Below are 22,758 nucleotides of genomic sequence, written 5' to 3' on the forward strand. Positions count from 1 at the left end.
ACCACCCCCGCCATCCGACACGGGTTCCTGGCACCTTGAGTATCCCTGGCAGGATCTTTGGCGCCAGAATAAAAAGAGAAGTGCATGGTAAAGGTACGGGAAGATCAACCGGTATTCAGCGACGGCACCGTCGACCTTGAATCCTGGTTGGGTCGAATCGAATACAAGGTTCCCCTCATCGACCGCGAAGAGCTGGTGCATGCCTGTCGCATCGCCCGCGTCGCCGAGGCTGAGGCCGAGCACCCCAAGAACCACTGGGGCGAAGGTGAGTCCGCCTATCGCACCGGCCTTGAGATGGCCGAAATCCTCGCCGATCTGAAACTCGACCAGGAAGCCATCATTGCCGCCATCCTCTATCGCACCGTGCGCGAGGAAGAACTGCCGCTGGATACCGTTCGCGACCAGTTCGGCCCCCAGGTGGCCAACCTGATCGAAGGCGTGCTGCGCATGGCCGCCATTCACACCAAACACAAGTCCACCCGGACCTCCGTACTGGGCCAGAACGAAACCCAGGGCGAAGCCGTGCGTAAAATGCTGGTGAGCATGATCGACGACGTGCGTGTCGCCCTGATCAAACTGGCCGAACGGACCATCGCCATCCGGGCGGTCAAGAACGCCCCGGCCGCGCGCAAATACAAGGTCGCGCGCGAAGTGTCGGACATTTACGCCCCGCTCGCCCACCGGTTGGGTGTCGGCCAGTTGAAATGGGAACTGGAAGACCTGTCCTTCCGCTACCTGGAACCGCAGGACTACAAAAAAATCGCCAAACTGCTGGATGAGCGACGTCTCGACCGGCAGCACTACATCGAAAATGTCCAGAACATCCTCCAGGAAGAGGTCAACAAGGCCGGCATCAAGGCCGAGATTCAGGGGCGGGCCAAACACATCTACTCGATCTGGCGGAAGATGAAGCGCAAGAGCATCAGCTTCAGCCAGGTCTATGACATCCGCGCCTTTCGGGTGCTGGTGCCTGACGTGCGCGACTGCTACACCGTGCTCGGTATCGTGCATTCGCTGTGGCGCCACATACCGCGTGAATTCGACGACTACATCGCCTCACCCAAGCCGAACGGTTATCGCTCCCTGCACACCGCCGTGATCGGTCCGGAAGGCAAGGTGGTTGAGGTGCAGATCCGCACTCACACCATGCACGAAGACGCCGAGCTCGGCGTCTGCGCCCACTGGGTGTACAAAGGCACCGACGCCAAGGGCAATACCCACTCGCGCGGCTACGAAGAAAAGGTCAACTGGTTGCGCCAGGTGCTCGAATGGCACGACGAACTCGGTGGCATCGACGAAATGGTCGAGGAACTGGGGGCGGATGTCGCCAGCGACCGCATCTATGTACTGACACCCGAAGGCCATGTCGTCGACCTGGCCAAGGGTGCCACGCCGATCGATTTCGCCTACAAGATCCACACCGACATCGGTCATCGCTGCCGGGGCGCCAAGGTCAACGGACGCATTGTGCCGTTGAACCACCAGTTGAAGATCGGCGACCAGGTGTCGGTTCTGACTGGCCGTGAACCCAGCCCGAGTCGGGACTGGTTGAATCCCGATCTCGGCTATGTCCACAGTTCCCGGGCCCGGGCAAAGATCCGCCACTGGTTCAAATCGCTGGACCGGACCGAAAACGTCGCCGAGGGAAAATCCCTGTTGATGCGGGAACTGCAGCGCTTCAATCTGCCCAAACTGGACATGAACGAACTGGCCCAGCGGGTCAATTTCACCCAGGCCGACGACATGTACGCGGCCATCGGCGCCGGCGATCTGCGCCTGATGCAGGTGGTGCACTCGGCCGAGGCCATGATCAACCCCCAGCAACCGGACGAGATTCAGGTTTCCGAAGCGACCGAACACAAGCCGAGCAGCACCGAGCTGGTGATTCATGGCGTGGGCAACATGATGACAACCATCGCCAACTGCTGTAAGCCGGTGCCGGGCGATCCGGTGGTCGGTTTCATCACCATTGGCCGGGGCGTGTCCATTCACCGCCAGGATTGCGTCAACCTGCTGCAATTGAAGAGCAAGGAGCCGGAACGCATCATCGAAGTCAGTTGGGGCGGCCAGACCCGCCGCACCTACCCGGTCGATCTCAACATCCTGGCCTACGACCGGACCGGATTGTTGCGCGACATTATGATGATCATGGCCAACAGCAACATCAACGTGACCTCGGTGAACACCTTGTCGAACAAGGACGAGAGTCAGGCCGATATGCGCCTGACCATCGAGATTGAAGACATCGACTCCCTGGGCAAGGTGATGGCCCAGCTGTCGAAAATTTCCAACGTGGCCGACGTGCGTCGGGTGCATCATCGCGCCCAATGAACGGACACCGGCCCCGTCCTGCCCGGAAGACAGACTGTGAGCGAACGACGTTACGGCTTTGACGACCTGAAGACGCTGATGCAACGCCTGCGCGACCCCGAAACCGGTTGCCCCTGGGACATCAAGCAAAGTTACGACAGCATTGTGCCGCACACCCTGGAAGAGGTGTACGAGGTCATCGACACCATCGAGCGCGGCGACTACGAGCATCTGCGTGAGGAACTGGGTGATCTGGTGTTTCAGGTGGTCTTCTACGCCCAGATCGCACATGAGGAAGCCCGATTCGATCTGGACGACGTGGTTCACGACCTGGTCGCCAAACTGCTCTACCGCCACCCCCATGTTTTCCCCGACGGTACCCTGGACAGCCGGGTCGACCCGGAGCGTCGCCCCGAGACCGATGCCGTCAATCGTCAGTGGGACCAGTTGAAAGACCGGGAAAAGGCCGACAAGGACAAAGCCAGCCACTTACTGGACGATGTGCCGAAGACGCTGCCCGGACTGTTGCGCGCGGGCAAACTGCAAAAACGCGCCGCGCGGGTCGGCTTCGACTGGCCGGACACCGACGGTATTTTCGAAAAAATCGAGGAAGAGCTCGGCGAACTGCGTGAAGCCGTCGAATCCGCCGATGCCGACCACATCGAAGAGGAACTGGGCGACCTGCTGTTCGTCATGGCCAACCTGTCCCGACGACTGAAAGTGGACCCGGAACAGGCCTTGCGCGGCGCCGCCCGAAAATTCGAGCGACGCTTCGGTCTGGTCGAGGGGCGGGTGAACGAGGCCGGTGGCGACTGGGAGCGGTTCTCCCTGGACGAACTCGATGCCTTCTGGAACGAGGCCAAGCAACGGGGTCACTGATTCAGGCTGCCGTTTGGCTGCGTTCCGGTAAACAATTCAAAGCCGCCAGTGACTGTTCCAGCGCCTGGTGCAGAGGGGTGTGCGGTTCCTCACCGAGAAAAGCCACCAATTCGGAGTTGTCCAGCTTCAGGCTGTTGTCCCACAGATATCGCATCTCCACCAATTCCCGAAACAACTCGTTGAACGGCCCCAGGGCACGGATCATCCACCATGGAAACGCTTTGAGCGAAGCCTGGGGTTCGCCGGCGACCCGACGGATAGCGTCGGCTATCTCGACCCCCGGTGCCAGATAGTGACCGCCGAAGTGAAAACGCGCGAATGCGGGCAGCTCATCGCGTCGATCGGCCAGGCGGGCGAAGGTCTCGGCCAGATCCGGCAGGTAGGCCCAGCAATGCCCGGCATCGTAACGACCGGGGTAGGTGACCGAACGCAGGCGTCGGCCCGGCTTGACCAGGGCATTGTCGAACCAGGAACTGCCGGCGCCGGGGCCGAAGAAGTCGCCTGCCCTTAGCAAGATACTGCGGCAGCCTTCCCGGGCGGCCTCTTCCAGTAGTGCTTCCATCTCCACCCGAACCTGGCCTTTGCGACTGATCGGATGCTGCGGGGCGTCTTCTTTCACAACGGGCCAAGCGTCCGGTCCGAAATTGTAGACATTGCCCGGCAACATGATAGTGGCGCTGCTGGCTTTGGCTGCGGCGATGCTGTTCCGCAGCATGGGTAGGGCCAGACCGCGCCAGTTGCGGTAACCCGGTGGGTTCACGGCATGCAGCAACAGGTCGCAACCATCGGCGGCGGCCGTGATGTCCGCGGCACTCATGGCGTCACCGCGCCGCCAATCGACGTCGCCAAGCCCGGACAGCGTTGGCTTGACGGAGTCGGGATCGCGGTGCAGGGCGCGCAAATGCCAGCCGTGTTGTTTCAGTGCCCAGGCTGTGGCCTGTCCCACGCTGCCGGTTATGCCGAGAATCAGAGCGGTACCTGTCATCTTCTTTACTCCTCTGTGCATTGAGTGCCTTCGATGTCGTACAGGATGTGCTATTATTTTTTTAATGGAAATTGCCTAAATCTGCATGGTTAGTATTCAAAAAAGTATGGATTCGTCTCACACCTGGGATTTGTACCGCTCATTGCTGGCTGTGGTACGCGAAGGCAGCCTGTCGGCCGCCGCCCGACGGATCGGTCTGACCCAGCCGACTGTCGGCCGACACATTGATGCGTTGGAGTCCGCTCTTGGGACCGCTCTGTTCAGCCGCCACCGCAACGGACTGACGCCAACCGAAGCCGCCCTGGCCCTGGTGCCGCACGCCGAGGCCATGGAGACGGCCGCCGCGGCTTTGGTCAGAGAAGCCTCGGGCACGAGCCAAATACCGGAAGGGACGGTGCGGATCACGGCCAGCGAAGTGGTGGGCAGCGAGATCGTCCCGGGGTTGTTGGTGCCGTTTCGACAATCCTATCCGGGCATCACGGTGGAACTGGCCACCTCGGACCAGGTGAACAATCTGCTGGTGCGCGAGGCCGACATCGCGATCCGGATGGTTCGACCGGTACAGGAAGCCCTGGTGGCCAAGCGCATCGGCCAGGTACCGGTCGGGCTGTTCGCGCACCGGCATTATCTGGCCCGGATGGGCGAGCCGTGCACCATGGAGGACTTACGCCGCCATACCCTGATCGGCTTCGATCGGGATGAAACCGCCTACCGCGCGATTCGTTCGCTCGGCATTCCGCTTGACCGCGACGTGTTTTCCTTTCGTTCGGACAGCAATGCGGCGCAGATGGCGGCTGTTCGGGCCGGACTGGGGATCGGTGGTATGCAGAGCCGGATCGCCCGACAGACTCCGGACCTGTGCCCGGTACTGTCGGAAGCGTTTCATTTCGATCTGGAAATGTGGTTGGTGATGCATGAAGACCTGAGATCCGTGCATCGTGTTCGGCTGTTGTACGATCACTTGGCCGAGAGCCTGAAACCCTGGGTCAGCTAGCCAGGCATGCCTCCAGCAGGTCCTCGACCGAGCGCGGCTCTATACCCAGCGATTCAAAGCCCCGGGCATCGTCGCCAACCCGATTGTCCTGTTCCATCAGGATAACCTGGTCCCGCGTCAGGGGCGCCCCGGGCAACAGCGACGCCAGGCTCGCCAGACCACGCCAGACCAGGAAGGGTACCGGTACCAGGAGCCGGCGCCGGCCATGATGGCGCAACACCATCCGCACCAGTTCCCGGTATCGGTACAGTGTTCCACCGCCCAGTTCGAATATCTGCCCTCGGGCATCATCCCGAGCCATGGCCTGGTGGACGGCCCGGGCCACATCCTCGACGTAGACAGGTTGGAGGCGTGTATTGCCGGCGCCGAACAGCGGAATGACAGGCATCAGGGTGATGCGGGACAATGCGGTGAGCAAGGCGTCCTCCGGTCCGAACAACACACTGGGTCGCAGAATTGTCGCCTGAGGAAAAACCGCCCAGACCCGGTTTTCCCCCCGCGCCCGGGCACGGACATAGGTCGAATCGGATTCGGTATCGACGCCGATGCCGGATATGTGTACCAGACGTTCAATGCCGCGCTCCCGTGCCGTCTCGGCCAGCCGTTCCGCGCCGTCCACATGTACCGCTTCGAAGGTGTTTCGGCCACCGGATTCAACGTAGAGGCTGACCGCGTTGACGACACCCCGGGCATCGTCCAGTGCCTTCCCGACTGAAGCCGCATCGTGCAGATCCGCCCGAACCCACTCGACCGAAACCGCGCGATCGTCGATACCTGGCGGTGGAGTCGGGTGCCGGGCGGCGATGCGTACAGGATAGCCGGCATCCAGCAGCGCGCGTACGATTCGACGTCCCAGAAAACCGGTGCCGCCGAAGACAGTGATCCATTGAGGTTTCATACGCGTTTAAAGCGGAGCAAATTCCGAGAACAACCCCGAGGCTTCCGGGACCTGCGCGATCGGGATGTAATCGCAGACTTCGGCGTAGTCCCGCCACATTTGCTGTATCACCGGGTTGTTGTGTGCGCGGTCGATGTCCTCCCGGGAACGCCACTCGAAGACTTCGACAACCGTGCCGTCTTCGGCTCGCATAAGAATGGAATCCCGGTCAGTGACCAACTGCTCGGCCTTGAGAATGCTCAGGTGGGTTTTGGCCAGAGCTTGCAACTCGGCCGACTTTCCGGGTTTCGGCCGGTAAGCTACGATGACGATTCTGCCCATGACGGTATCCTTTTGTTAACGTTTCGCCACTACACTTGGACTGCAACGTAGTTGATTGACGCCCAAAGTAAATCGGAATGCCCATGTTCACGAGATTAATCACCATCGCCCGGTGTGTGCTGGTCGCCGCAGGCGGATGGGTCGCGACCGCGAATGCGGATCCATATGTCAGTCTGTCTTACGGCAATGCCCTTAATGCCACCGAGACCATCACCATCGAGCCGGACGAGGATGCTCATTACGAGCCCATCACCTTCGAGGCCGATTTCGAAAGCCGCGGACTGAAGCTGCCTCCGTTCTATTCCTTCAAGCTGGGTTGGAGCTATGAGCCCCGTCAATGGCGATGGGAAGTCGAGTTGCTGCATCAGAAACTGCATGTTCCGGACGAAGATCTGCCGCCCCAACTGGAACACTTCGAGGTCACCCACGGATTCAATCTGTTTCTGTTCAATCTGAGCCATCCACTGCCGAACCACGACCTGCGGGCCCGGTTGGGGGTGGGCACCATCCTGGCTCACCCCGACATCTACATTTATGACGAAAACGGCGATCCCCAACTGGCCGACCCCGACAAGTTCGGCGAGATACCGGGTTTTCTGGACGACCGTTATTTTTTCGGCGGTTATGCCTTGCAAGGGGCGGTGCAAAAGCACTGGGCGCTGAGCCCGCGTAATGGCCTGGTCGCCGAGCTCAAGCTGATGCACGCCAAAACCCGGCTGCCGGTCTATCGCGGTGAGGTGGATGTGCCCAATACGGCCATAGCCTTTCTCCTGGGTTACGAGTTCGGGGGGTAGTGCCCTTTGGCAATCCGGTTTTGAACGTCTAGTCTGGCGCTACACCAATAGATCACGGGAGGGAATCGATATGACCGCGACCCTGATCGCCCAACAAGCTGATATCACCACCCTCGACGTCGATGCCATCGTCAACGCCGCCAACACCTCGCTGCTTGGGGGCGGTGGCGTCGACGGGGCCATTCACCGGGCCGCCGGCCCCGAACTGTTGAAGGAATGTCGCACCCTGAACGGCTGCGATACCGGCGATGCCAAGGTCACCCAAGGCTATCAACTGCCCGCCCGTTGGGTTATCCACACCGTTGGACCGGTCTGGCACGGTGGGGATCGGGGCGAAGCCGAGCAATTGGCGGCCTGCTATCGCCGATCGATGGAGGAAGTGGAACGGGTTGGCGCGGCCAGCATCGCCTTTCCCGGCATCAGCACCGGCGTCTACGGCTATCCGGCCGATCAGGCGGCCCGCATCGCGATCGACACCGTGCGCAAGATGCTCAGTGCGTGCCCCTCCATCGAGCGGGCGGTCTTTTGTTGCTTTTCCGAGCAGGACCTGGCGCTATACCAGGATATCCTGAACCAGGCGGAACACTGATAACCACTGGCCCGGCGGACGCGGACTCCCGGGTCGACTCAGCCGGGCCGGACCCGAGAATAACAATGAGAGGCTCTCTATGAGCGAAGAACGTTTTACCCGCTTTGCCGACTTCTATCCGTATTATCTGGCCGAGCACAGGCATCCGCTGTGTCGGGCGATGCATTACATCGGCAGCACCGGTGTGCTGGCCCTATTGGCGATCGCCTGGATAACGGGGCAGTGGCTCTGGCTGCTGGGGGTGCCCGTCATGGGGTATGGGTTCGCCTGGATCGGCCACTTCTTCATCGAGAAGAATCGCCCGGCCACCTTTACCTATCCATTTTACAGTCTGGCCGGGGACTGGGTGATGTACTTTGAATTCCTCACCGGTCGATTGAAAGCCCGCCTGAGGCAGCCTGGGTCAACCGACCGTTAACTGCGCTCCAGCAATGGCTTGAGGTAGTGCCCGGTGACCGAGGCCGGATTATCGGCGATTGTCCGGGGCGTGCCCTCGGCGATGATCTGACCGCCCCGGCTGCCGCCTTCCGGACCCAGATCGATGATCCAGTCCGCCGTTTTGATGACGTCGAGGTTGTGTTCGATCACCACCACGGAATTGCCGTGATCGCGCAAGCGATGCAGCACCGCCAGCAATTGCTTGATGTCTTGGAAGTGCAGACCGGTGGTCGGCTCGTCCAATATGTAAAGCGTGCTGCCTGTGTCGCGCTTGGACAGCTCTCGCGCCAGCTTGACCCGCTGCGCCTCACCGCCGGACAGGGTGGTGGCGCTCTGGCCGAGCTTGACGTAGGTCAGGCCGACATCGATCAGTGTCTGCAGCTTTCGCGCCAGTGCCGGAATCGCATCGAAGAATTCGCGCGCCTCTTCGATGGTCATTTCCAGCACTTCGTGAATGTTCTTGCCCTTGTAGCGGACTTCCAGCGTTTCCCGGTTGTAGCGTTTGCCCTGGCAGACATCACAGGACACATAAATATCCGCCAGGAAGTGCATCTCGACCTTGATCAAACCGTCGCCCTGGCAGGCCTCGCAGCGCCCGCCCTTGACGTTGAAGCTGAATCGACCGGGCTGGTAACCGCGTGAGCGGGCTTCCGGAGTCCCGGCGAACAGGTCACGCACCGCGGTAAAGATACCGGTGTAGGTGGCCGGATTGGAGCGCGGCGTACGGCCGATTGGGCTCTGGTCGATGTCGACCACCTTGTCCAGATGCTCCAGACCGTGAATCTCGTCGTGTGCCGCCGGCGACAGGGCCGTGGCTTTGTTCAGACGGGTGGCCGCGAGCGGGTAGAGTGTCTGGTTGATCAAGGTGGACTTGCCCGACCCGGAGACGCCGGTTACACAGGTCAGCAGGCCCAACGGCAGGTTCAGCGTCACCGATTGCAGATTGTTGCCAGTCGCGCCGGTCAGGACCAGTTGTTTCTCCGGGTTGCGTTCGGTGGGTTGCTTCGGCACCTCGATTCGCTGCTTGCCGCTCAGGTACTGGCCGGTCAGCGAATTCTTGTTGTTCATGATCTGGCGCGGGGTGCCCGAGGCCACGACTTCGCCGCCGTGGATGCCGGCGCCCGGGCCGATGTCGAGCACGAAATCGGCGGCGCGGATGGCGTCCTCGTCGTGTTCGACCACCAATACCGTGTTACCCATGTCGCGCAGGTTGGTCAGCGTCTGCAGCAATCGGTCGTTGTCGCGCTGGTGCAGGCCGATCGACGGTTCGTCCAGAATGTACATTACGCCGACCAGTCCGGCACCGATCTGGCTGGCCAGACGGATACGCTGGGTTTCTCCGCCGGACAGGGTGTCCGCGCTGCGATCGAGCGTCAGGTAGTCGAGGCCGACGTTGACCAGGAAACTGAGCCGCTGAATGATTTCGCGCAGGATCTTCTCGGCGATCTGGGCACGGGCACCGGTCAGGGTCAGGCCGTCGAAATAGCTCAACGCATCGCCGATCGACATATGGGTCACTTCGGGCAGGTTGATGCCCTTGACGAACACATGCCGGGCGCTTTCCTTCAGTCGGCTGCCGTGGCAATTCGGGCAGGGCTGTTCGGTCAGGTTTTTGGACAGTTCCTCGCGCACCATCTGGCTGTCGGTTTCGCGGTAGCGCCGCTCCATGTTGGGCAGCACGCCCTCGAAGACATGTTTGCGACTGTAGACAGAGCCCCGGCTGTTGACGTACGAGAACTCGATTTCGGTATCGCCGCTGCCTTCCAGCACAGTGCGCTGAAACCGTTTGGGTAGCTTGCCAAAGGGCCGGTCGATATCGACCCCGTAGTGCTCGCCCAGCGCCTGTAATTGGCTGAAATAGTAGACCGCGCGCCGGTCCCAGCCGGCGATGGCGCCTTCGGCCAGCGAGCGGGTCGGGTCGCGTACCACCTTGGCGTTGTCGAAATACTGTTTCACACCCAGGCCATCGCAGCCTTCACAGGCGCCGGCCGGATTGTTGAATGAGAACATGCGCGGCTCGAGTTCGGCGATGGAATAGCCGCAGACCGGGCAGGCGAAACGGTTCGAGAACAGCATGTCTTCGCCGTCTCCGTCCATCCAGACAATCCGGGTAATGCCACCGGAGAGCGTCAGACAGGTCTCGAACGACTCGGCCAGGCGCAATTTCAGGTCCTCGCGAACCTTAAAACGGTCAACGACCGCCTCGATGCTGTGCTTGCGCTTCTTGTCGAGTGCCGGCACCTCGTCCAGGTCCATCACCGTGCCGTCCACCCGCACGCGCACAAAACCCTGGGCGCGCAGTTCATTGAACACATGCAGGTGCTCCCCTTTACGGTCGCTGATCAGCGGCGCCAGCATCATCAGCTTGCTGCCTTCGGGCAGGGCGACGACCTGGTCGACCATCTGACTGATGGTCTGGGCTTCGAGCGGCTCATCGTGCTCGGGGCAACGCGGCTCGCCGACACGGGCGTAGAGCAGTCGCAGGTAATCGTAGATTTCGGTGGTGGTGCCGACGGTGGACCGGGGGTTGTGGCTGGTGGTCTTCTGTTCAATGGAGATGGCCGGAGACAAGCCTTCTATGTGGTCGACGTCGGGTTTCTCCATCATCGACAGGAATTGCCGGGCATAGGTGGAGAGGGATTCCACATAGCGACGCTGGCCTTCGGCATACAGCGTATCGAAAGCCAGCGACGATTTGCCGGAGCCGGACAGGCCGGTGATGACGACCAGTTTGTCGCGGGGGATGTCGACGTTGATGTTCTTCAGGTTGTGGGTGCGGGCACCCTGGACGGAGATCTTGTCCATGCAATCCTCATGTTCCGGCTGCGGCTGGGAAACCTCGTTCGACCCGTTTCACAGGTCATTGGCAGCCGCACAGTTTACTGTATAAATGTACAGAACCCAAGTGGGTGGGTTGAGTGCCGGGAACCCGCGATGGCTGCCCGGTACGCTCTTCCGGGGTCGCCGTGAATACATCCATGTAGGCTTGACCGCAGCATCCATGCTGCGCACATCCCCGGCTGAGCGCACCGGGCATCCACCGCTAGTCAGCGTTGCCTGCACCACACCTCATTCTAAGCTGCTATTGAAGCATGTGTTCTACTTTGGACTAGCGCTGGTTGGTCGGTGTACCTATTCGGGGATGTCGGCCGCCTGGATGGCGGCCGTCAAGCCCCCATGGATGGGTTCACGGCGACCCCGAATAGGTATACCGACCAACCAGTGCGGGTTTTGGCAACCAAGCCATAAATACCGCTTAGAGTGACGCCCACCACGATAGATTTCTGGTACCATGCGCAGCTTTCAGCGGGCGGACTCGCCTGCGGCTACTGGAATACGAACGACGTCGAGATATGGCTTTCAACGCATTGGAAAAAAAGGCCCTGACCGGGCTGTCCCTGCTGTATGCATCCCGGATGTTGGGTCTCTTTATGGTACTGCCGGTCCTGACGCTTTATGGGCAGGATCTGGACGGTGCTACGACTCAGTTGCTGGGTCTGGCGCTGGGTATCTATGGGATTACCCAGGCGGTGTTGCAGCTACCGCTGGGCATGCTGTCGGACCGGGTCGGGCGCAAACCGGTTATTCTGGCCGGTCTGGGTGTGTTTCTGGCCGGGTCGGTGCTGGCGGCGCTGGCGGATCATGTCCTGTGGCTGGTCGTCGGCCGTGCGCTTCAGGGCGCCGGGGCGATCGCGAGTGTGGTATTGGCATTGCTGGCGGATTACACCCGTGAGTCGGAACGGACCAAGGCGATGGCGATCGTTGGAGCCATCATCGGCGCGTCCTTTGTACTGGCGGTCATTGTCGGGCCGATCCTGGCGGATGCCTTCGATTTGAGCGGCGTGTTCTGGTCGACGGCGCTGCTGGCGCTGCTCGGGATGGCGGTATTGGCCTGGTTGCCGCACCCGCCCCAGGCCCGTGTGCATGAAGAGCGGCAATTGCATTTGCGGCAGCTGGGCGCAGTGCTCGGCGATCGGCGGCTGTCGCCGCTGAGCCTCGGGATCTTCAGCCTTCACCTGACCATGACGGCGTTGTTCGTGGGGCTGCCCGTAGTGTTGACCCGTCAGGGCATTGGCGGCGATCAGTTGGGTTGGGTCTACGCACCGGTCATGGTGCTGTCTTTCGTCGCCATGGTCCCCATGATTATGGTGGCCGAGCGGCGCAAGGCGCATGTGCCGGTGCTGCGCTGGGCGGCCGTATTATTGGCACTGGCCGTATTGGGGTTGGGTTTCAGTGAGAGCGCGGCCCTGAGCATCGGCCTGATCTGGCTGTTTTTCGTGGGCTTCAACTTCATGGAAGCGACCCTGCCTTCACTCATCAGCCGACGGGCGCCGGTCACGGCGCGCGGAACGGCGATGGGCGTGTTTTCCACCAGCCAGTTCCTGGGCGCCGCCTGCGGTGGCCTGGTGGGTGGTTGGGCTTTCAGCACCTTCGATATGACCGGCATTGCTGCGATCTCGCTCGCAGTCATATTGCTTTGGTTGGTGATAGTATGGTGGGCTGAACGACGCGATGAGAAGTGGGCGTATTGAGCTGGACAGCCGGCTCACAATGAGATCGAATCACGGGTGGATGTGGGTTGAACCGACTCGGGTAGGGCGACATTCATCACGGAAAGTACAGACTGATACAGGATAAAAGACTATGGCACGTGGAACGGTAAACAAGGTGATCATTCTGGGGCGTCTGGGTCAGGACCCGGACGTGCGGGCGACGGCTTCGGGAACCCAGGTGGTCAATCTGAATGTGGCGACCAACGAACTCGGGCCGCGCGATGAGCAGGGCAATCGTCAGGATTCCACCGAATGGCACCGGATTGTGCTCTTCGGCCGCATGGCGGAAAACGCCGCCAGCTACCTGCGTAAGGGCTCACAGGTCTATATCGAAGGCCGGTTGCAGACCCGTAAATGGCAGGATCAGAACGGCAACGATCGCTATTCCACCGAGATCGTCGGTAACGAAATGCAGTTCATTGGCGGACGTGGTGACAATCAGGGTCAGGGCCAGGGCGGCGGATTTGCCGGTCAGAACCAGGGCTTCGGTGGTCAACCTCAGCCCCAGAGTGGCTTTGGCGGCCAGCCTCAGGGCGGTCAGCCGCAACAAGGGGGCTACGGCGGTGGTCAGCCGAATCGTCCGGCGCCCAGTCAACCGGCACCGCAGCCGAGCAATCAGCCTTCCAATAACTTCGACGATTTCGACGACGACATCCCGTTCTAAGGCAGGTCTGGCGTGAAAATCCTGGTTCTCGGGGCCCATGGACAGGTGGGGACCGCACTGTGTCGATTGTTGACGGCGCGTGAATTCCCGCACCTGGGCTGCGGATCGGACACACTCGATATCACCGATTTCCGTTCGGTCGAGGAACAACTCGACCGTTTTAAGCCGGATTGCGTGATCAATTGCGAGCTCGTCGGCGACATCGACAGCGCCGAGCGTGACCGCGAGCGCAGCGATAAGGTGCATCGCGAGGGCGTGGAGAATCTCGCCCGACTTTGCCATGAACGGGACATCGTCCTGTTTCAACTGTCGACCGACCAGGTCTTCGACGGCACCAAGACCACCGCTTACAGCGAGTCCGATACGCCCAATCCGGTCAATGCCTTTGGCCGCAGCCTTTGGGAAGGGGAAGAGGCCATTCGCCGGCTCTGGCACAAGCACATCATCCTGCGCACGGCATGGGTGTTCGGTCCGGATGGCGACAACGTGCTCAAACGCATCCTGCGCCAGGCTTCGGAACTGGACGTGGTCCGGGTTCCCAGTGGCCAGAAAGGGTGTCCGACGCCGGCACTGGATGTCGCGCGGGTCATTATTGCCATATTGGAACAGGTCGGTTGCGACGTGGACCCTCCCTTGTGGGGGACCTATCACTACGTCGGCAGCGATGTGACCGACTGGCCCACCTTCGCCGAAACGGTGATCAAGGCGGCGAAGTCCTTTATCGATGTCGAAGCGGAACAGGTCGAAGCGGTGGATCCCGCTACTTTGGGCGAAACCACTTCCCGGCCCGCGAACACCGAGCTGAGTACGCGCAAGATTCTGTCGACCTTCGGCATCAAGCAACAAGCCTGGCGCCGGGGCGTTCAGGATACGTTGAAGGCGCTGTACGAACCGGCCACGGGAACGGGAGAACCGGTTCGGTGAAATGGCTGGTGCGGCTGTTACTGGTTCTGATGTGCCTGACGGGGTTGCTGGCCGGCGGGTTCTGGTGGGCCACGGTACCGGACAGTCAGGTCCCGCGAACCATCATTCCGTTTTCCGATCTGCGAAAATACCGCCAGTGGATGGAACAGTATCATCCGGCCCGACTCGAGAGCGGTGAGGTCTACGAACTGGCGCTCAGAGAAGACGATGTTCAGAAGCTGGCCATACTGTTGGCGTCCACGCAGCCGGCACTGGCGCACTCCCAGTTTCGCGCCGACATTCAACCCGACGCCTTGACGCTCGAGCTGTGGTGGCCCACCCGGGTCTTCGAGCGTTTCCTGCCGGTTTCCCTGGTCTGGCAGCCCGAGGAGCCGTTCCGGGCTCAGTCCTTGACTGTGGCCGGGTTCGGACTGCCCGCATCCTGGGTGGATGCGCTCAACGACCGCCTCAACGCCCAGCGACCGGTCGCCGATGCGCGGGCCGTCTGGCAGCAACTGTCGCCGCGAGTGGATTTGCGCGATGGCTCCATGACCGTGTCCGTCGAGTGGGGCGATCCGGAGCTGCAGGGCTGGCTCGGTGATTTCGCGCCTTTCTGGGCCGACGGTCGGCAGCGTGAGCGGTTGCAAGCCGAGGTGCTCTGGCTGGGTGATTGGTTGTCCGATCAGGAAGCCTTTCGCATCCCGCTGCGCCAGGTTCTCAGTGTCATGGTTACCCGGCCGGATTTCGACTGGGACCAGGACGCGCCGGTCATGCTCGGTGCTTTGACCTACGCCTCCCTGGGCGAGGTGTCCGGGTTGAAACCCGGTGAAGACCTGCCCGAACTTCCCTTCAAGCGTTTTACCCTCCACGGCCGTTACGATCTGGCGCGTCATTTTCTGCTCGCCATGTGGCTGGGCACCCAGATGAGTCCGGACTCGGTGCTGGAGCTGGCCGTCTACAAGGAATGGTCCGACGCCCTGACCCGCCGTTCCGGGTTCAGCGCCGAAGACATGGTCGCCAACGTGGCCGGACTGGAATTGCTGCTATGGTTACAGAACAACGGAACCGATTTTCGTAAAGATTTTCTACCGGCGACCGATGATACTCTTATGCCTCCGGCCGAATTCTGGGCCGACTGGCAGCAGGACGACCGCGGCGAACTGACCGAACGCCAAATCCGCGAATTGGTTCGCGACACCCGGTCCTGGCTCCGGAACAGCCCGTTGTATAGTCCCTGACGACGGCACCGGGAGCGAAGAAGCCACAATCATCATGCACGTGTCCGCCCGGTCCAGGTGCGGGCGCCAACGAAAAGGTGTCTGGCCATGGCCAGTGTTGAATTCAGCAAGTTGCGTCTTCCCGTCGGCTTCAACCTGAAGCTGGAAGTGGAAGGTGACGAAGGTAAACGCTACAACAGCCATCTCCTCGGCTACATTCCCGGCCGTTCCGTTATGGTCACCACGCCCATGTTGAGCGAAAACCGGCCTTTGCTGATTCGCAAGGAACAGGCGCTGGTCGTACGATTTTTCTCCAACAAGAGCGCCTGCGCCTTTCGCAGCCAGGTCACGCACCTGTGCACTTACCCGATCCATTACCTGCATCTGCAATGGCCGGGCCGGGTGGAAGCCGGCGAGGTCCGCAATGCCGAGCGGGTGCTGGCCAACCTGCAGGTGTCCATCGTCAATCAGTCCGATTCGGACATCGAACGCGGTTTCGGCGCCATTGTCGACCTCTCCACCACCGGTGCCCGACTGGAAACCCTTCAGCCGATGGGACAACCCGGGGATGTGCTGCTGCTGAACGGCAAGGTCACGGTCGGACACGTCACCCGGGTCATTTCCATCGAAGCCCAGATCCGAGCGGAATTGGATCGCTTCGAACTCAACAATTCCATCGCCGCCTACGGCATCGAATTCAAATTCGTCTCCGACATCGATTTTCTAGCGCTCCAGGCTTACGTCAACGCTCAAATTGCCCGGGGTGCTGAGAGGTAGATTCGGTGGTTGGTTTTACTCGACCCGGTTATATTTCGTGCCAGGAACCCGCGAGGCGAAGGTGGGGTATGCTCTTCCGGGGACCGCCGTGAATACATCCCTGTATCAGTCGGCGCGGGTTCCTGGCGAGGAAGATTAACGAACTACGGTACTAACTGTCCCGGGCCACTGCCAGCCCCGTCAGGGCACTTAAGGCGGCCTTGTAGTCGGAGTCGGGGAAGGTGTCCAGTTGGGCCAGGGCCAGGTTGGCGTGTTCGAGCGCCTTGTCCCGGACATAATCGATGGAGCCGCAGCGATGCACGATGTCGACGATGGCTTCGAGCTCGTCCAGGCCGCCCTTGCGAACCGCTTTGCGAATCAGCTTGGCGTCTTCGGCCGGAGCGGTGGCCATGGCGTGAATCAGCGGCAGGGTGGGCTTGCCTTCGGCCAGGTCGTCGCCGACGTTCTTGCCCAGTTTCGAAGAATCGCCGTCGTAATCCAGCACGTCGTCAATCAACTGGAACGCCAGACCCAGGTTCAAGCCGTATTCCGCCAGTTTCCCGGCCTGCGCCGGGTCGGCACCCGAGAGCAGGGCCGCCGTCTCGCTGGATGCCTGGAACAACACCGCGGTCTTGCCCTTGATCACATCCATGTACTGCGCCTCGGTCGCACCCGGGTTGCGCACGTTCATCAACTGCATCACCTCGCCCTCGGCGATGGTGCGGGTGGCGACGGCGAGACGGTTCATGACCGGCATCTGACCGATGTCGACCAACAGCTCGAAGGCGCGGGCGTATAGGAAGTCACCGACCAGGACGCTCGGAGCATTACCCCATTTGGCGTTGGCCGTGGGGCGGCCGCGACGCAAGTCCGACGTATCGACCACGTCGTCGTGGAGCAGGGTGGCGGTGTGGAGGAACTCGATGACCGTGGCCAGCTTGTGATGGCGCTCGTCGATCGAACCGCACAGACCGCCGCTGAGCAGCGCCAGCAGCGGGCGTAGGCGCTTGCCGCCGCTGCTGATGATGTAGTCGGCGATTTTTTCGACCAGGGGAACCCGGGATTCGAGTTGGTCGAGTATGGTGCGATTGACGGCCGCGAAATCATCGGCAACGGTGGCAAAAACGGCTTTCTGGTCCATTCGGGCTGGCTTTCTGGGAAACGTCAGCGGGGGATGCTAGGTAGCGCCCCACCCCGTGTCAAGGCAAGGTGACCAGGGGCTTGCGCGCAAAGCGGTAAATCCGTAGAATTGCGCGCCCTGACCGATCCGCTTCATTCCCTGTTATAGGGTGCTCCCAGCGTAGGCGTTGCCTTTAGAGGCAGGTTAAGTAATGAAACCGTGCGGGTCGACCAAGCCAACTTGATGGAATAGAGACATTATGTACGCTGTAATCGTAAGTGGCGGTAAGCAATACCGCGTCAGCGAAGGCGACAAGCTGAAGCTCGAAAAAATTGAAGCCGAAACCGGTGCCAGCATCGATTTCGACAAAGTCCTGCTGGTCGTTGACGGTGAGAAGGTCAACGTCGGTGCTCCGGAAGTGAAAGGCGCCAAGGTCACCGCCGAGGTGGTCACTCACGGTCGTCACAAGAAAGTGAAGATCCTGAAGTTCAAGCGTCGTAAGCACCACATGAAGCAGATGGGCCACCGTCAGTGGTTCACCGAAGTTAAGATCACTGGCATTTCTGCCTGATTACGAACATTTACAGGATTAACGGAGACTCACCATGGCTCACAAAAAAGCAGGCGGTAGTACTCGCAACGGTCGCGATTCGGAAAGTAAACGCTTAGGCGTCAAGGCCTTCGGTGGCCAAGCCGTTTCCGCCGGCAGCATCATCGTTCGCCAGCGTGGCACTCGCTTCCACCCGGGACTGAACGTCGGCATCGGCAAGGACCACACCTTGTTCGCCAAGTCCGACGGTAAAGTGGAATTTGTCACCAAGGGCGACAAGAACCGCAAGTTTGTGAACATCGTAGCCTGATCGGCTCTTTGACATAAACTTTCGAAAAGCCCTGCTCTGCAGGGCTTTTTTGTATAATCAGCATACCAAGATCGCTGAAGCGTGGTGCCAGAAGCCCGCACCGGCTGCCGGGTATGCTCCTCCAGGGTCGGCGTTAACCCATCCATGGGGCCTGGACCGCAGCATCCCTGCTGCGAACCACCCTGGATGAGCATACCCGGCAGCCGGCGCTAACCGCCGAGCAAAGCTCAACCTTGTTCATTGCCATCCAGAGGCCATCCCCATGAAGTTTGTAGACGAAGCCACCATTAGCATAGAAGCCGGTAAAGGCGGTAATGGCTGCGTCAGTTTCCATCGCGAGAAATTCGTTGAAAAGGGCGGTCCGGATGGCGGTGACGGCGGTCACGGCGGCAGTGTCTGGGTCAAGGCGGACGAGAACGTCAACACCCTGATCGACTACCGGTACACCCGCCGCTATAAAGCCGAAAACGGCGAACCCGGCAAAGGCCGTGACATGACCGGCAAAGGCGGCAAAGACATCACCCTCGTTGTCCCCGTCGGGACTACCGTGATCGACGAAGACACCGAGGAAGTCCTGGCCGACCTGCGCCAGCACGGCGACCAGGTCAAGATCGCCCAGGGCGGTCGTCGCGGTGTCGGCAACACCCGTTTCAAATCCAGCACCAACCGGGCACCTCGTCAGTTCACCAAAGGCACGCCCGGCGAAAGCCGCAACCTGCGCCTGGAACTCAAGGTCCTGGCCGACGTCGGCCTGCTCGGTTTGCCTAACGCCGGTAAATCGACCCTGATCCGCGCCGTCAGCGCCGCAAAACCCAAGGTGGCCGACTACCCCTTCACCACCATGGTACCCAACCTGGGCGTGGTACGTGTCGACAGCCTGCGTTCCTTCGTCATGGCCGACATACCGGGCCTGATCGAAGGCGCTTCCGATGGCGCCGGTCTCGGCATCCGCTTCCTAAAGCACCTGGTCCGCACCCGGGTTCTGTTGCACGTCGTCGATCTATACCCGTTCGATGAGACTAGCCCGGCCGACAACGCCCTGGCCATCGCCAACGAATTGGAACAATTCAGTCCGGCGCTGGCCCAGCGCGAGCGCTGGCTGGTGCTGAACAAGATCGACATGGTGCCTGAAGAAGAACGCCAGGAGCGCATCGACAGCGTGATCCAGGCCCTCGAATGGGAAGGCCCGGTCTATGTCGTCTCCGCCCTGGCGAATGAAGGCACATCGAAACTGGTCCAGGACCTGATGACCTGGCTGGAAGAATCGAAAGCGGCCCTGGCCGAGGACGAAGCCTTGCTGGAGGCCGATGCGGCCCATCGCGACCAGGTGGAGCAGGAAGCCCGCGAACGCATTCGTACGCTGTCGGAACGTCGCAAACACGCACGCAAAGTCGAGCGTGATGACGATAATGACGACGACGATGATCACGACGTAGAGATCGTTTACGCGCCTTAGAGGCTTCAGTTGGGTTTTGCTGGGCTGGCGGTGGTGCCGGGAATCCGCGAGAGGTGGTGGGGTTCCCCGCCGGGGTCGCCGTTTATACATCCATGTAGGCTAGGCCGCAGCATCCCTGCTGCGGACTTCCCCGGAGGGGAGCCCCACCACCCCTCGCTAGTCAACGGTGCCAATTCCGTCCGTCAGTAAGACAAGCATTGTGCACTTTGTGGTTGTGATTAGGGCGGTGGCGATGATAGCTAGCCACAGGTGTTCGGGTGCCCTCCGACGGACGTCGGCCCGCAGGGATGCGGGCCGTCGAGCTTACATGGAAGTACTTGCAGCGGTCCGTCTGAGGGCATCCGGGCGCCTGGGGCGGGTTAAAACCCCAAAGTAGTACCGTGACTCGACCAACCACCGAACCATGAGAGAATAGAAGGAAAGTAGAGTGTCCGAGGCCGTTAGACATACCGCCCTGACCGAGGGGAAACGTTGGGTTGTGAAGATAGGGTCGGCCCTGTTGACCAATGACGGCAAAGGGTTGGACCTGATGCGGATTCATCAGTGGGTCAGCCAGATCGCCGCGCTGAGAGAACAGGGCGTCGAAGTCGTCCTCGTCTCTTCCGGCGCCGTCGCCGCGGGTTTGAGCCGCCTCGGCTGGACCACACGTCCCGAATCCATGGAATTACTCCAGGCCGCCGCCGCCGTCGGACAGACCAAACTCGTCCAGACCTACGAAGACCTCTTCCAGCAATACGACTGCCACACCGCCCAGATCCTGCTGACCCACGAAGACCTGTCCGACCGGCGCCGCTACCTCAACGCCCGCAGCACCCTGCGAACCCTGCTGACGCTGCCCGTCATCCCCATCGTCAACGAAAACGACACCGTCGTCACCGACGAAATCCGCTTCGGCGACAACGACACCCTCGGCGCCCTCGTCGCCAACCTGGTCGAAGCCGATGCCCTCATCCTGCTCACCGACCAGGACGGCCTCTTCAACGCCGACCCGCGCAGCAATCCCGACGCCCAACTCATTCGCCAGGCCAAAGCCACCGACCCCGACATCAAAGCCGTCGCCGGTGGCGGTGGTGCTCTCGGACGTGGTGGCATGGCCACCAAAGTCCGCGCTGCCAGCCTCGCCTCGCGCAGCGGCGCCGTCACCGTCATCGCCGGAGGGCGCAACGACCACGTCCTCACCCGACTGCGCGCTGGCGAACAGCTCGGCACCGAACTCGTTCCCGACCTCGAACCGCTCGCCGCCCGCAAACAATGGCTCGCCGGCCACCTCCAGACCAAAGGCGAACTCACCCTCGACGCCGGGGCCCGTAAAGCCCTGACCGAACAGGGCAAGAGCCTCCTCGCCGTCGGTGTGTTGGCCGCCAAAGGCCGGTTCCAGCGTGGCGAGTGCGTGTCCCTGGTCGACGAAAACGGTGTTCTGCTCGGCCGCGGACTCTGCAACTACGACAGCGACGATGCCCAAAAAATCCTGCGCCAGCCTTCCCAGACCTTCGAATCGATTTTAGGCTTTATGGCCGAGCCGGAGTTGGTGCATCGAGATAATTTGGTGCTGCTGTAACCATAGTCGAAGTGGGAGTTGGCAAGGTACCAAGCGCCCAAGGTGGGGGATGGCTGTTTCGGGGATGTCGGCAGCCAGGATGGCTGCCGTCAAGCCCCCATGGATGGGTTTACGGCGACCCCTAAACAGCCATCCCCCACCTTGGGTGCGGACCATAGGCTTAATAAACAATTCAGCCACAGTAATGAGGAGCCAAGGAACATGAAACGGTGTGATTGGTGTGGGGATGACCCGCTGTATCAGGCGTATCACGATCAGGTCTGGGGTCGCCCGGTTACCGACCCGCTCGATCTCTTCGCCAAACTCTGCCTCGACGGACAGCAGGCTGGCCTCAGTTGGATCACCATCCTCAGAAAACAACCGGCCTACTACGACGCCTTCGCCCAGTTCGATCCCCATGCTCTGGTCCGCTACACAGACAAAGACATGGAACGCTGCCTGAGCAACCCCGGCATTGTCCGCAACCGCCTCAAGGTCCAGTCCATCGTCCGCAACGCCCGAGCCTACGTCGCCATGGTCGACGCCGGTGAAGACTTCAGTCCCTTTCTCTGGTCCTTTGTCGATGGTCGTCCCATCATCAACGAATGGCGTTCCATGAGCGAAATCCCTGTGACAACGCCTGAAAGCGAAGCCATGTCCAAAGCGCTGAAGAAACGCGGCTTCAACTTCGTCGGCCCGACCATCTGTTACGCCTTCATGCAGGCCACCGGCTTGGTGCTCGACCACGTCATCGACTGCCACTGCTACGACGAATGCCACACCCTGGCTGAAAATACTGTTCTTTGAAACTTGAAAAACGTAGTTCTGAGTTCGCCGATTGGACCAGCGACGGATACCCAGCAGCCGGCGCGGACCACCGCCCAGAGTTTTAAGGAAGTGACTTTCGACGGCTGTATCCGGTGTCGGGGTTCCTTACACTTCCCGCACAGTCAATACCCGGGCAATCGGAGTCACGATGCCACACAAACCCCCGTTTCTACCGCCCGCACTTGGCCTGTTGGTCATGCTGGTGATCTTCGCCCTGCATTTCATCAAACCGCTGGGCGTGATCTTTCCCTACCCCTGGAACTTCCTGGGCCTGTTGCCCATCGCGCTGGGGGCCCTGATCAACATCGCCGCCGAACGGGAGCTGCATCGGGCCGGTGCCTCCGCGCACCCCGGCGAACCTTCCGATGTCCTGGTCGAGCGGGGCGTATTCCGGCTCAGTCGCAACCCCATGTCCGTGGGCTTTGTCCTCATCGCCGGCGGCCTCGCCATCTGGGTCGGGTCGGTATCGCCCTGGCTGGTGGTGCTGGGCAGTCCGTTTCTGCTGTACGGCCTGTTTATTCGCCGCGAGGAGCACCAACTCGAACAGATTCACGGCGAGGCTTACCGGGCCTACTGTCGGCGTGTACCGCGCTGGTGGCGACGGCCCGGTAAATCCGGATGACAGCACCACGGCCCTTGTTTAGGATGTCCGGCTT

At 61.0% G+C, this 22,758-nt stretch carries 22 protein-coding genes; 17 read left to right on the plus strand and 5 right to left on the minus strand.

The genetic code is table 11. The features are described from left to right. Positions 1–84: 84 nt before the first annotated feature. Both relA and mazG read left to right on the plus strand, forming a co-directional pair. Positions 85–2,331: a GTP diphosphokinase gene (gene relA, locus IE111_RS20730; protein ID WP_189612434.1), complete on the plus strand. Its 2,247-nt coding sequence runs from the start codon at positions 85–87 to the stop codon at positions 2,329–2,331. A gap of 36 nt (positions 2,332–2,367) precedes the next feature. Next, positions 2,368–3,189: a nucleoside triphosphate pyrophosphohydrolase gene (gene mazG / locus IE111_RS20735; protein ID WP_229805461.1), complete on the plus strand. Its 822-nt coding sequence runs from the start codon at positions 2,368–2,370 to the stop codon at positions 3,187–3,189. Between the two features lies 1 nt (position 3,190). On the opposite strand, the gene IE111_RS20740 is transcribed toward mazG, so the two are convergent. Beyond that, positions 3,191–4,174, minus strand: a complete 984-nt coding sequence (locus tag IE111_RS20740; protein ID WP_189612436.1) for an NAD-dependent epimerase/dehydratase family protein — start codon at positions 4,172–4,174, stop codon at positions 3,191–3,193. Positions 4,175–4,280: 106 nt separating this feature from the next. On the opposite strand from IE111_RS20740, the gene IE111_RS20745 reads away from it, so the two are divergent. Then, a complete protein-coding gene (locus IE111_RS20745) occupies positions 4,281–5,168 on the plus strand; it encodes a LysR family transcriptional regulator (protein ID WP_189612438.1) in 888 nt (295 codons plus the stop codon). Here IE111_RS20745 and IE111_RS20750 read toward each other — a convergent pair. Beyond that, the gene (locus IE111_RS20750; RefSeq protein ID WP_189612440.1) at positions 5,161–6,066 is read right to left on the minus strand and encodes a complex I NDUFA9 subunit family protein; all 906 of its coding nucleotides are present in this window, start codon (positions 6,064–6,066) and stop codon (positions 5,161–5,163) included. The two genes, IE111_RS20745 and IE111_RS20750, sit on opposite strands and share 8 nt — an antisense overlap. A gap of 6 nt (positions 6,067–6,072) precedes the next feature. After that, positions 6,073–6,387: an antibiotic biosynthesis monooxygenase family protein gene (locus IE111_RS20755; RefSeq protein ID WP_189612442.1), complete on the minus strand. Its 315-nt coding sequence runs from the start codon at positions 6,385–6,387 to the stop codon at positions 6,073–6,075. Between the two features lie 83 nt (positions 6,388–6,470). Here IE111_RS20755 and IE111_RS20760 point away from each other — a divergent pair, with 83 nt between their 5' ends. The 3 genes from IE111_RS20760 to IE111_RS20770 all read left to right on the plus strand — a co-directional run bounded on the left by IE111_RS20760 (position 6,471) and on the right by IE111_RS20770 (position 8,188). Next, positions 6,471–7,181 carry a hypothetical protein gene (locus IE111_RS20760; protein ID WP_189612444.1) on the plus strand — a complete coding sequence of 237 codons (711 nt, stop codon included), beginning with the start codon at positions 6,471–6,473 and terminating at the stop codon, positions 7,179–7,181. Positions 7,182–7,251: 70 nt separating this feature from the next. After that, on the plus strand, positions 7,252–7,770 hold the full coding sequence (locus IE111_RS20765) for an O-acetyl-ADP-ribose deacetylase (protein WP_189612446.1): 519 nt from the start codon (positions 7,252–7,254) through the stop codon (positions 7,768–7,770). A 79-nt stretch (positions 7,771–7,849) separates the two neighbouring features. After that, on the plus strand, positions 7,850–8,188 hold the full coding sequence (locus IE111_RS20770; protein WP_189612447.1) for an Mpo1-like protein: 339 nt from the start codon (positions 7,850–7,852) through the stop codon (positions 8,186–8,188). Here IE111_RS20770 and uvrA read toward each other — a convergent pair. Beyond that, positions 8,185–11,013 carry an excinuclease ABC subunit UvrA gene (uvrA, locus tag IE111_RS20775; RefSeq protein ID WP_189612449.1) on the minus strand — a complete coding sequence of 943 codons (2,829 nt, stop codon included), beginning with the start codon at positions 11,011–11,013 and terminating at the stop codon, positions 8,185–8,187. The genes IE111_RS20770 and uvrA overlap by 4 nt on opposite strands. Positions 11,014–11,561: 548 nt before the next feature. On the opposite strand from uvrA, the gene IE111_RS20780 reads away from it, so the two are divergent. The 5 genes from IE111_RS20780 to IE111_RS20800 all read left to right on the plus strand — a co-directional run bounded on the left by IE111_RS20780 (position 11,562) and on the right by IE111_RS20800 (position 16,322). After that, the gene (locus tag IE111_RS20780; protein WP_189612452.1) at positions 11,562–12,740 is read left to right on the plus strand and encodes an MFS transporter; all 1,179 of its coding nucleotides are present in this window, start codon (positions 11,562–11,564) and stop codon (positions 12,738–12,740) included. A gap of 112 nt (positions 12,741–12,852) precedes the next feature. Further along, positions 12,853–13,425 (plus strand): single-stranded DNA-binding protein, encoded by a 573-nt coding sequence (locus tag IE111_RS20785; protein ID WP_189612453.1) that lies wholly within the window; start codon positions 12,853–12,855, stop codon positions 13,423–13,425. A gap of 12 nt (positions 13,426–13,437) precedes the next feature. Next, positions 13,438–14,349, plus strand: coding sequence for a dTDP-4-dehydrorhamnose reductase (gene rfbD / locus IE111_RS20790; protein ID WP_189612456.1), 912 nt, complete (start codon positions 13,438–13,440; stop codon positions 14,347–14,349). Next, on the plus strand, positions 14,346–15,566 hold the full coding sequence (locus tag IE111_RS20795; protein WP_189612458.1) for a hypothetical protein: 1,221 nt from the start codon (positions 14,346–14,348) through the stop codon (positions 15,564–15,566). The genes rfbD and IE111_RS20795 overlap by 4 nt, the downstream gene beginning before the upstream one ends. Positions 15,567–15,653: 87 nt before the next feature. Beyond that, positions 15,654–16,322, plus strand: coding sequence for a flagellar brake protein (locus tag IE111_RS20800; RefSeq protein ID WP_189612460.1), 669 nt, complete (start codon positions 15,654–15,656; stop codon positions 16,320–16,322). Between the two features lie 151 nt (positions 16,323–16,473). Here the strand turns inward: IE111_RS20800 and IE111_RS20805 are convergent, their stop codons facing one another. Then, complete coding sequence (locus IE111_RS20805) at positions 16,474–17,442, minus strand: polyprenyl synthetase family protein (RefSeq protein ID WP_189612462.1); 969 nt, start codon at positions 17,440–17,442, stop codon at positions 16,474–16,476. A 238-nt stretch (positions 17,443–17,680) separates the two neighbouring features. On the opposite strand from IE111_RS20805, the gene rplU reads away from it, so the two are divergent. The 6 genes from rplU (at position 17,681) to IE111_RS20835 (ending at position 22,724) form a co-directional block, all read left to right on the plus strand. Then, positions 17,681–17,992, plus strand: coding sequence for a 50S ribosomal protein L21 (rplU, locus tag IE111_RS20810; RefSeq protein ID WP_189612464.1), 312 nt, complete (start codon positions 17,681–17,683; stop codon positions 17,990–17,992). 34 nt (positions 17,993–18,026) lie between these two features. Then, positions 18,027–18,281: a 50S ribosomal protein L27 gene (rpmA, locus tag IE111_RS20815; RefSeq protein WP_189612465.1), complete on the plus strand. Its 255-nt coding sequence runs from the start codon at positions 18,027–18,029 to the stop codon at positions 18,279–18,281. A gap of 262 nt (positions 18,282–18,543) precedes the next feature. Continuing rightward, complete coding sequence (gene cgtA, locus IE111_RS20820; RefSeq protein ID WP_189612467.1) at positions 18,544–19,737, plus strand: Obg family GTPase CgtA; 1,194 nt, start codon at positions 18,544–18,546, stop codon at positions 19,735–19,737. 478 nt (positions 19,738–20,215) lie between these two features. Continuing rightward, entirely contained in the window at positions 20,216–21,295 is a 1,080-nt protein-coding gene (proB, locus tag IE111_RS20825; RefSeq protein ID WP_308427568.1) for a glutamate 5-kinase, read from the plus strand. A 201-nt stretch (positions 21,296–21,496) separates the two neighbouring features. Beyond that, complete coding sequence (locus IE111_RS20830) at positions 21,497–22,081, plus strand: DNA-3-methyladenine glycosylase I (RefSeq protein WP_189612470.1); 585 nt, start codon at positions 21,497–21,499, stop codon at positions 22,079–22,081. A 169-nt stretch (positions 22,082–22,250) separates the two neighbouring features. Further along, positions 22,251–22,724, plus strand: coding sequence for a methyltransferase family protein (locus IE111_RS20835; protein WP_189612472.1), 474 nt, complete (start codon positions 22,251–22,253; stop codon positions 22,722–22,724). Positions 22,725–22,758: the final 34 nt, after the last annotated feature.

This window comes from Saccharospirillum salsuginis, from assembly GCF_014651855.1.
In the GTDB taxonomy this organism is placed as follows: domain Bacteria; phylum Pseudomonadota; class Gammaproteobacteria; order Pseudomonadales; family Natronospirillaceae; genus Saccharospirillum; species Saccharospirillum salsuginis.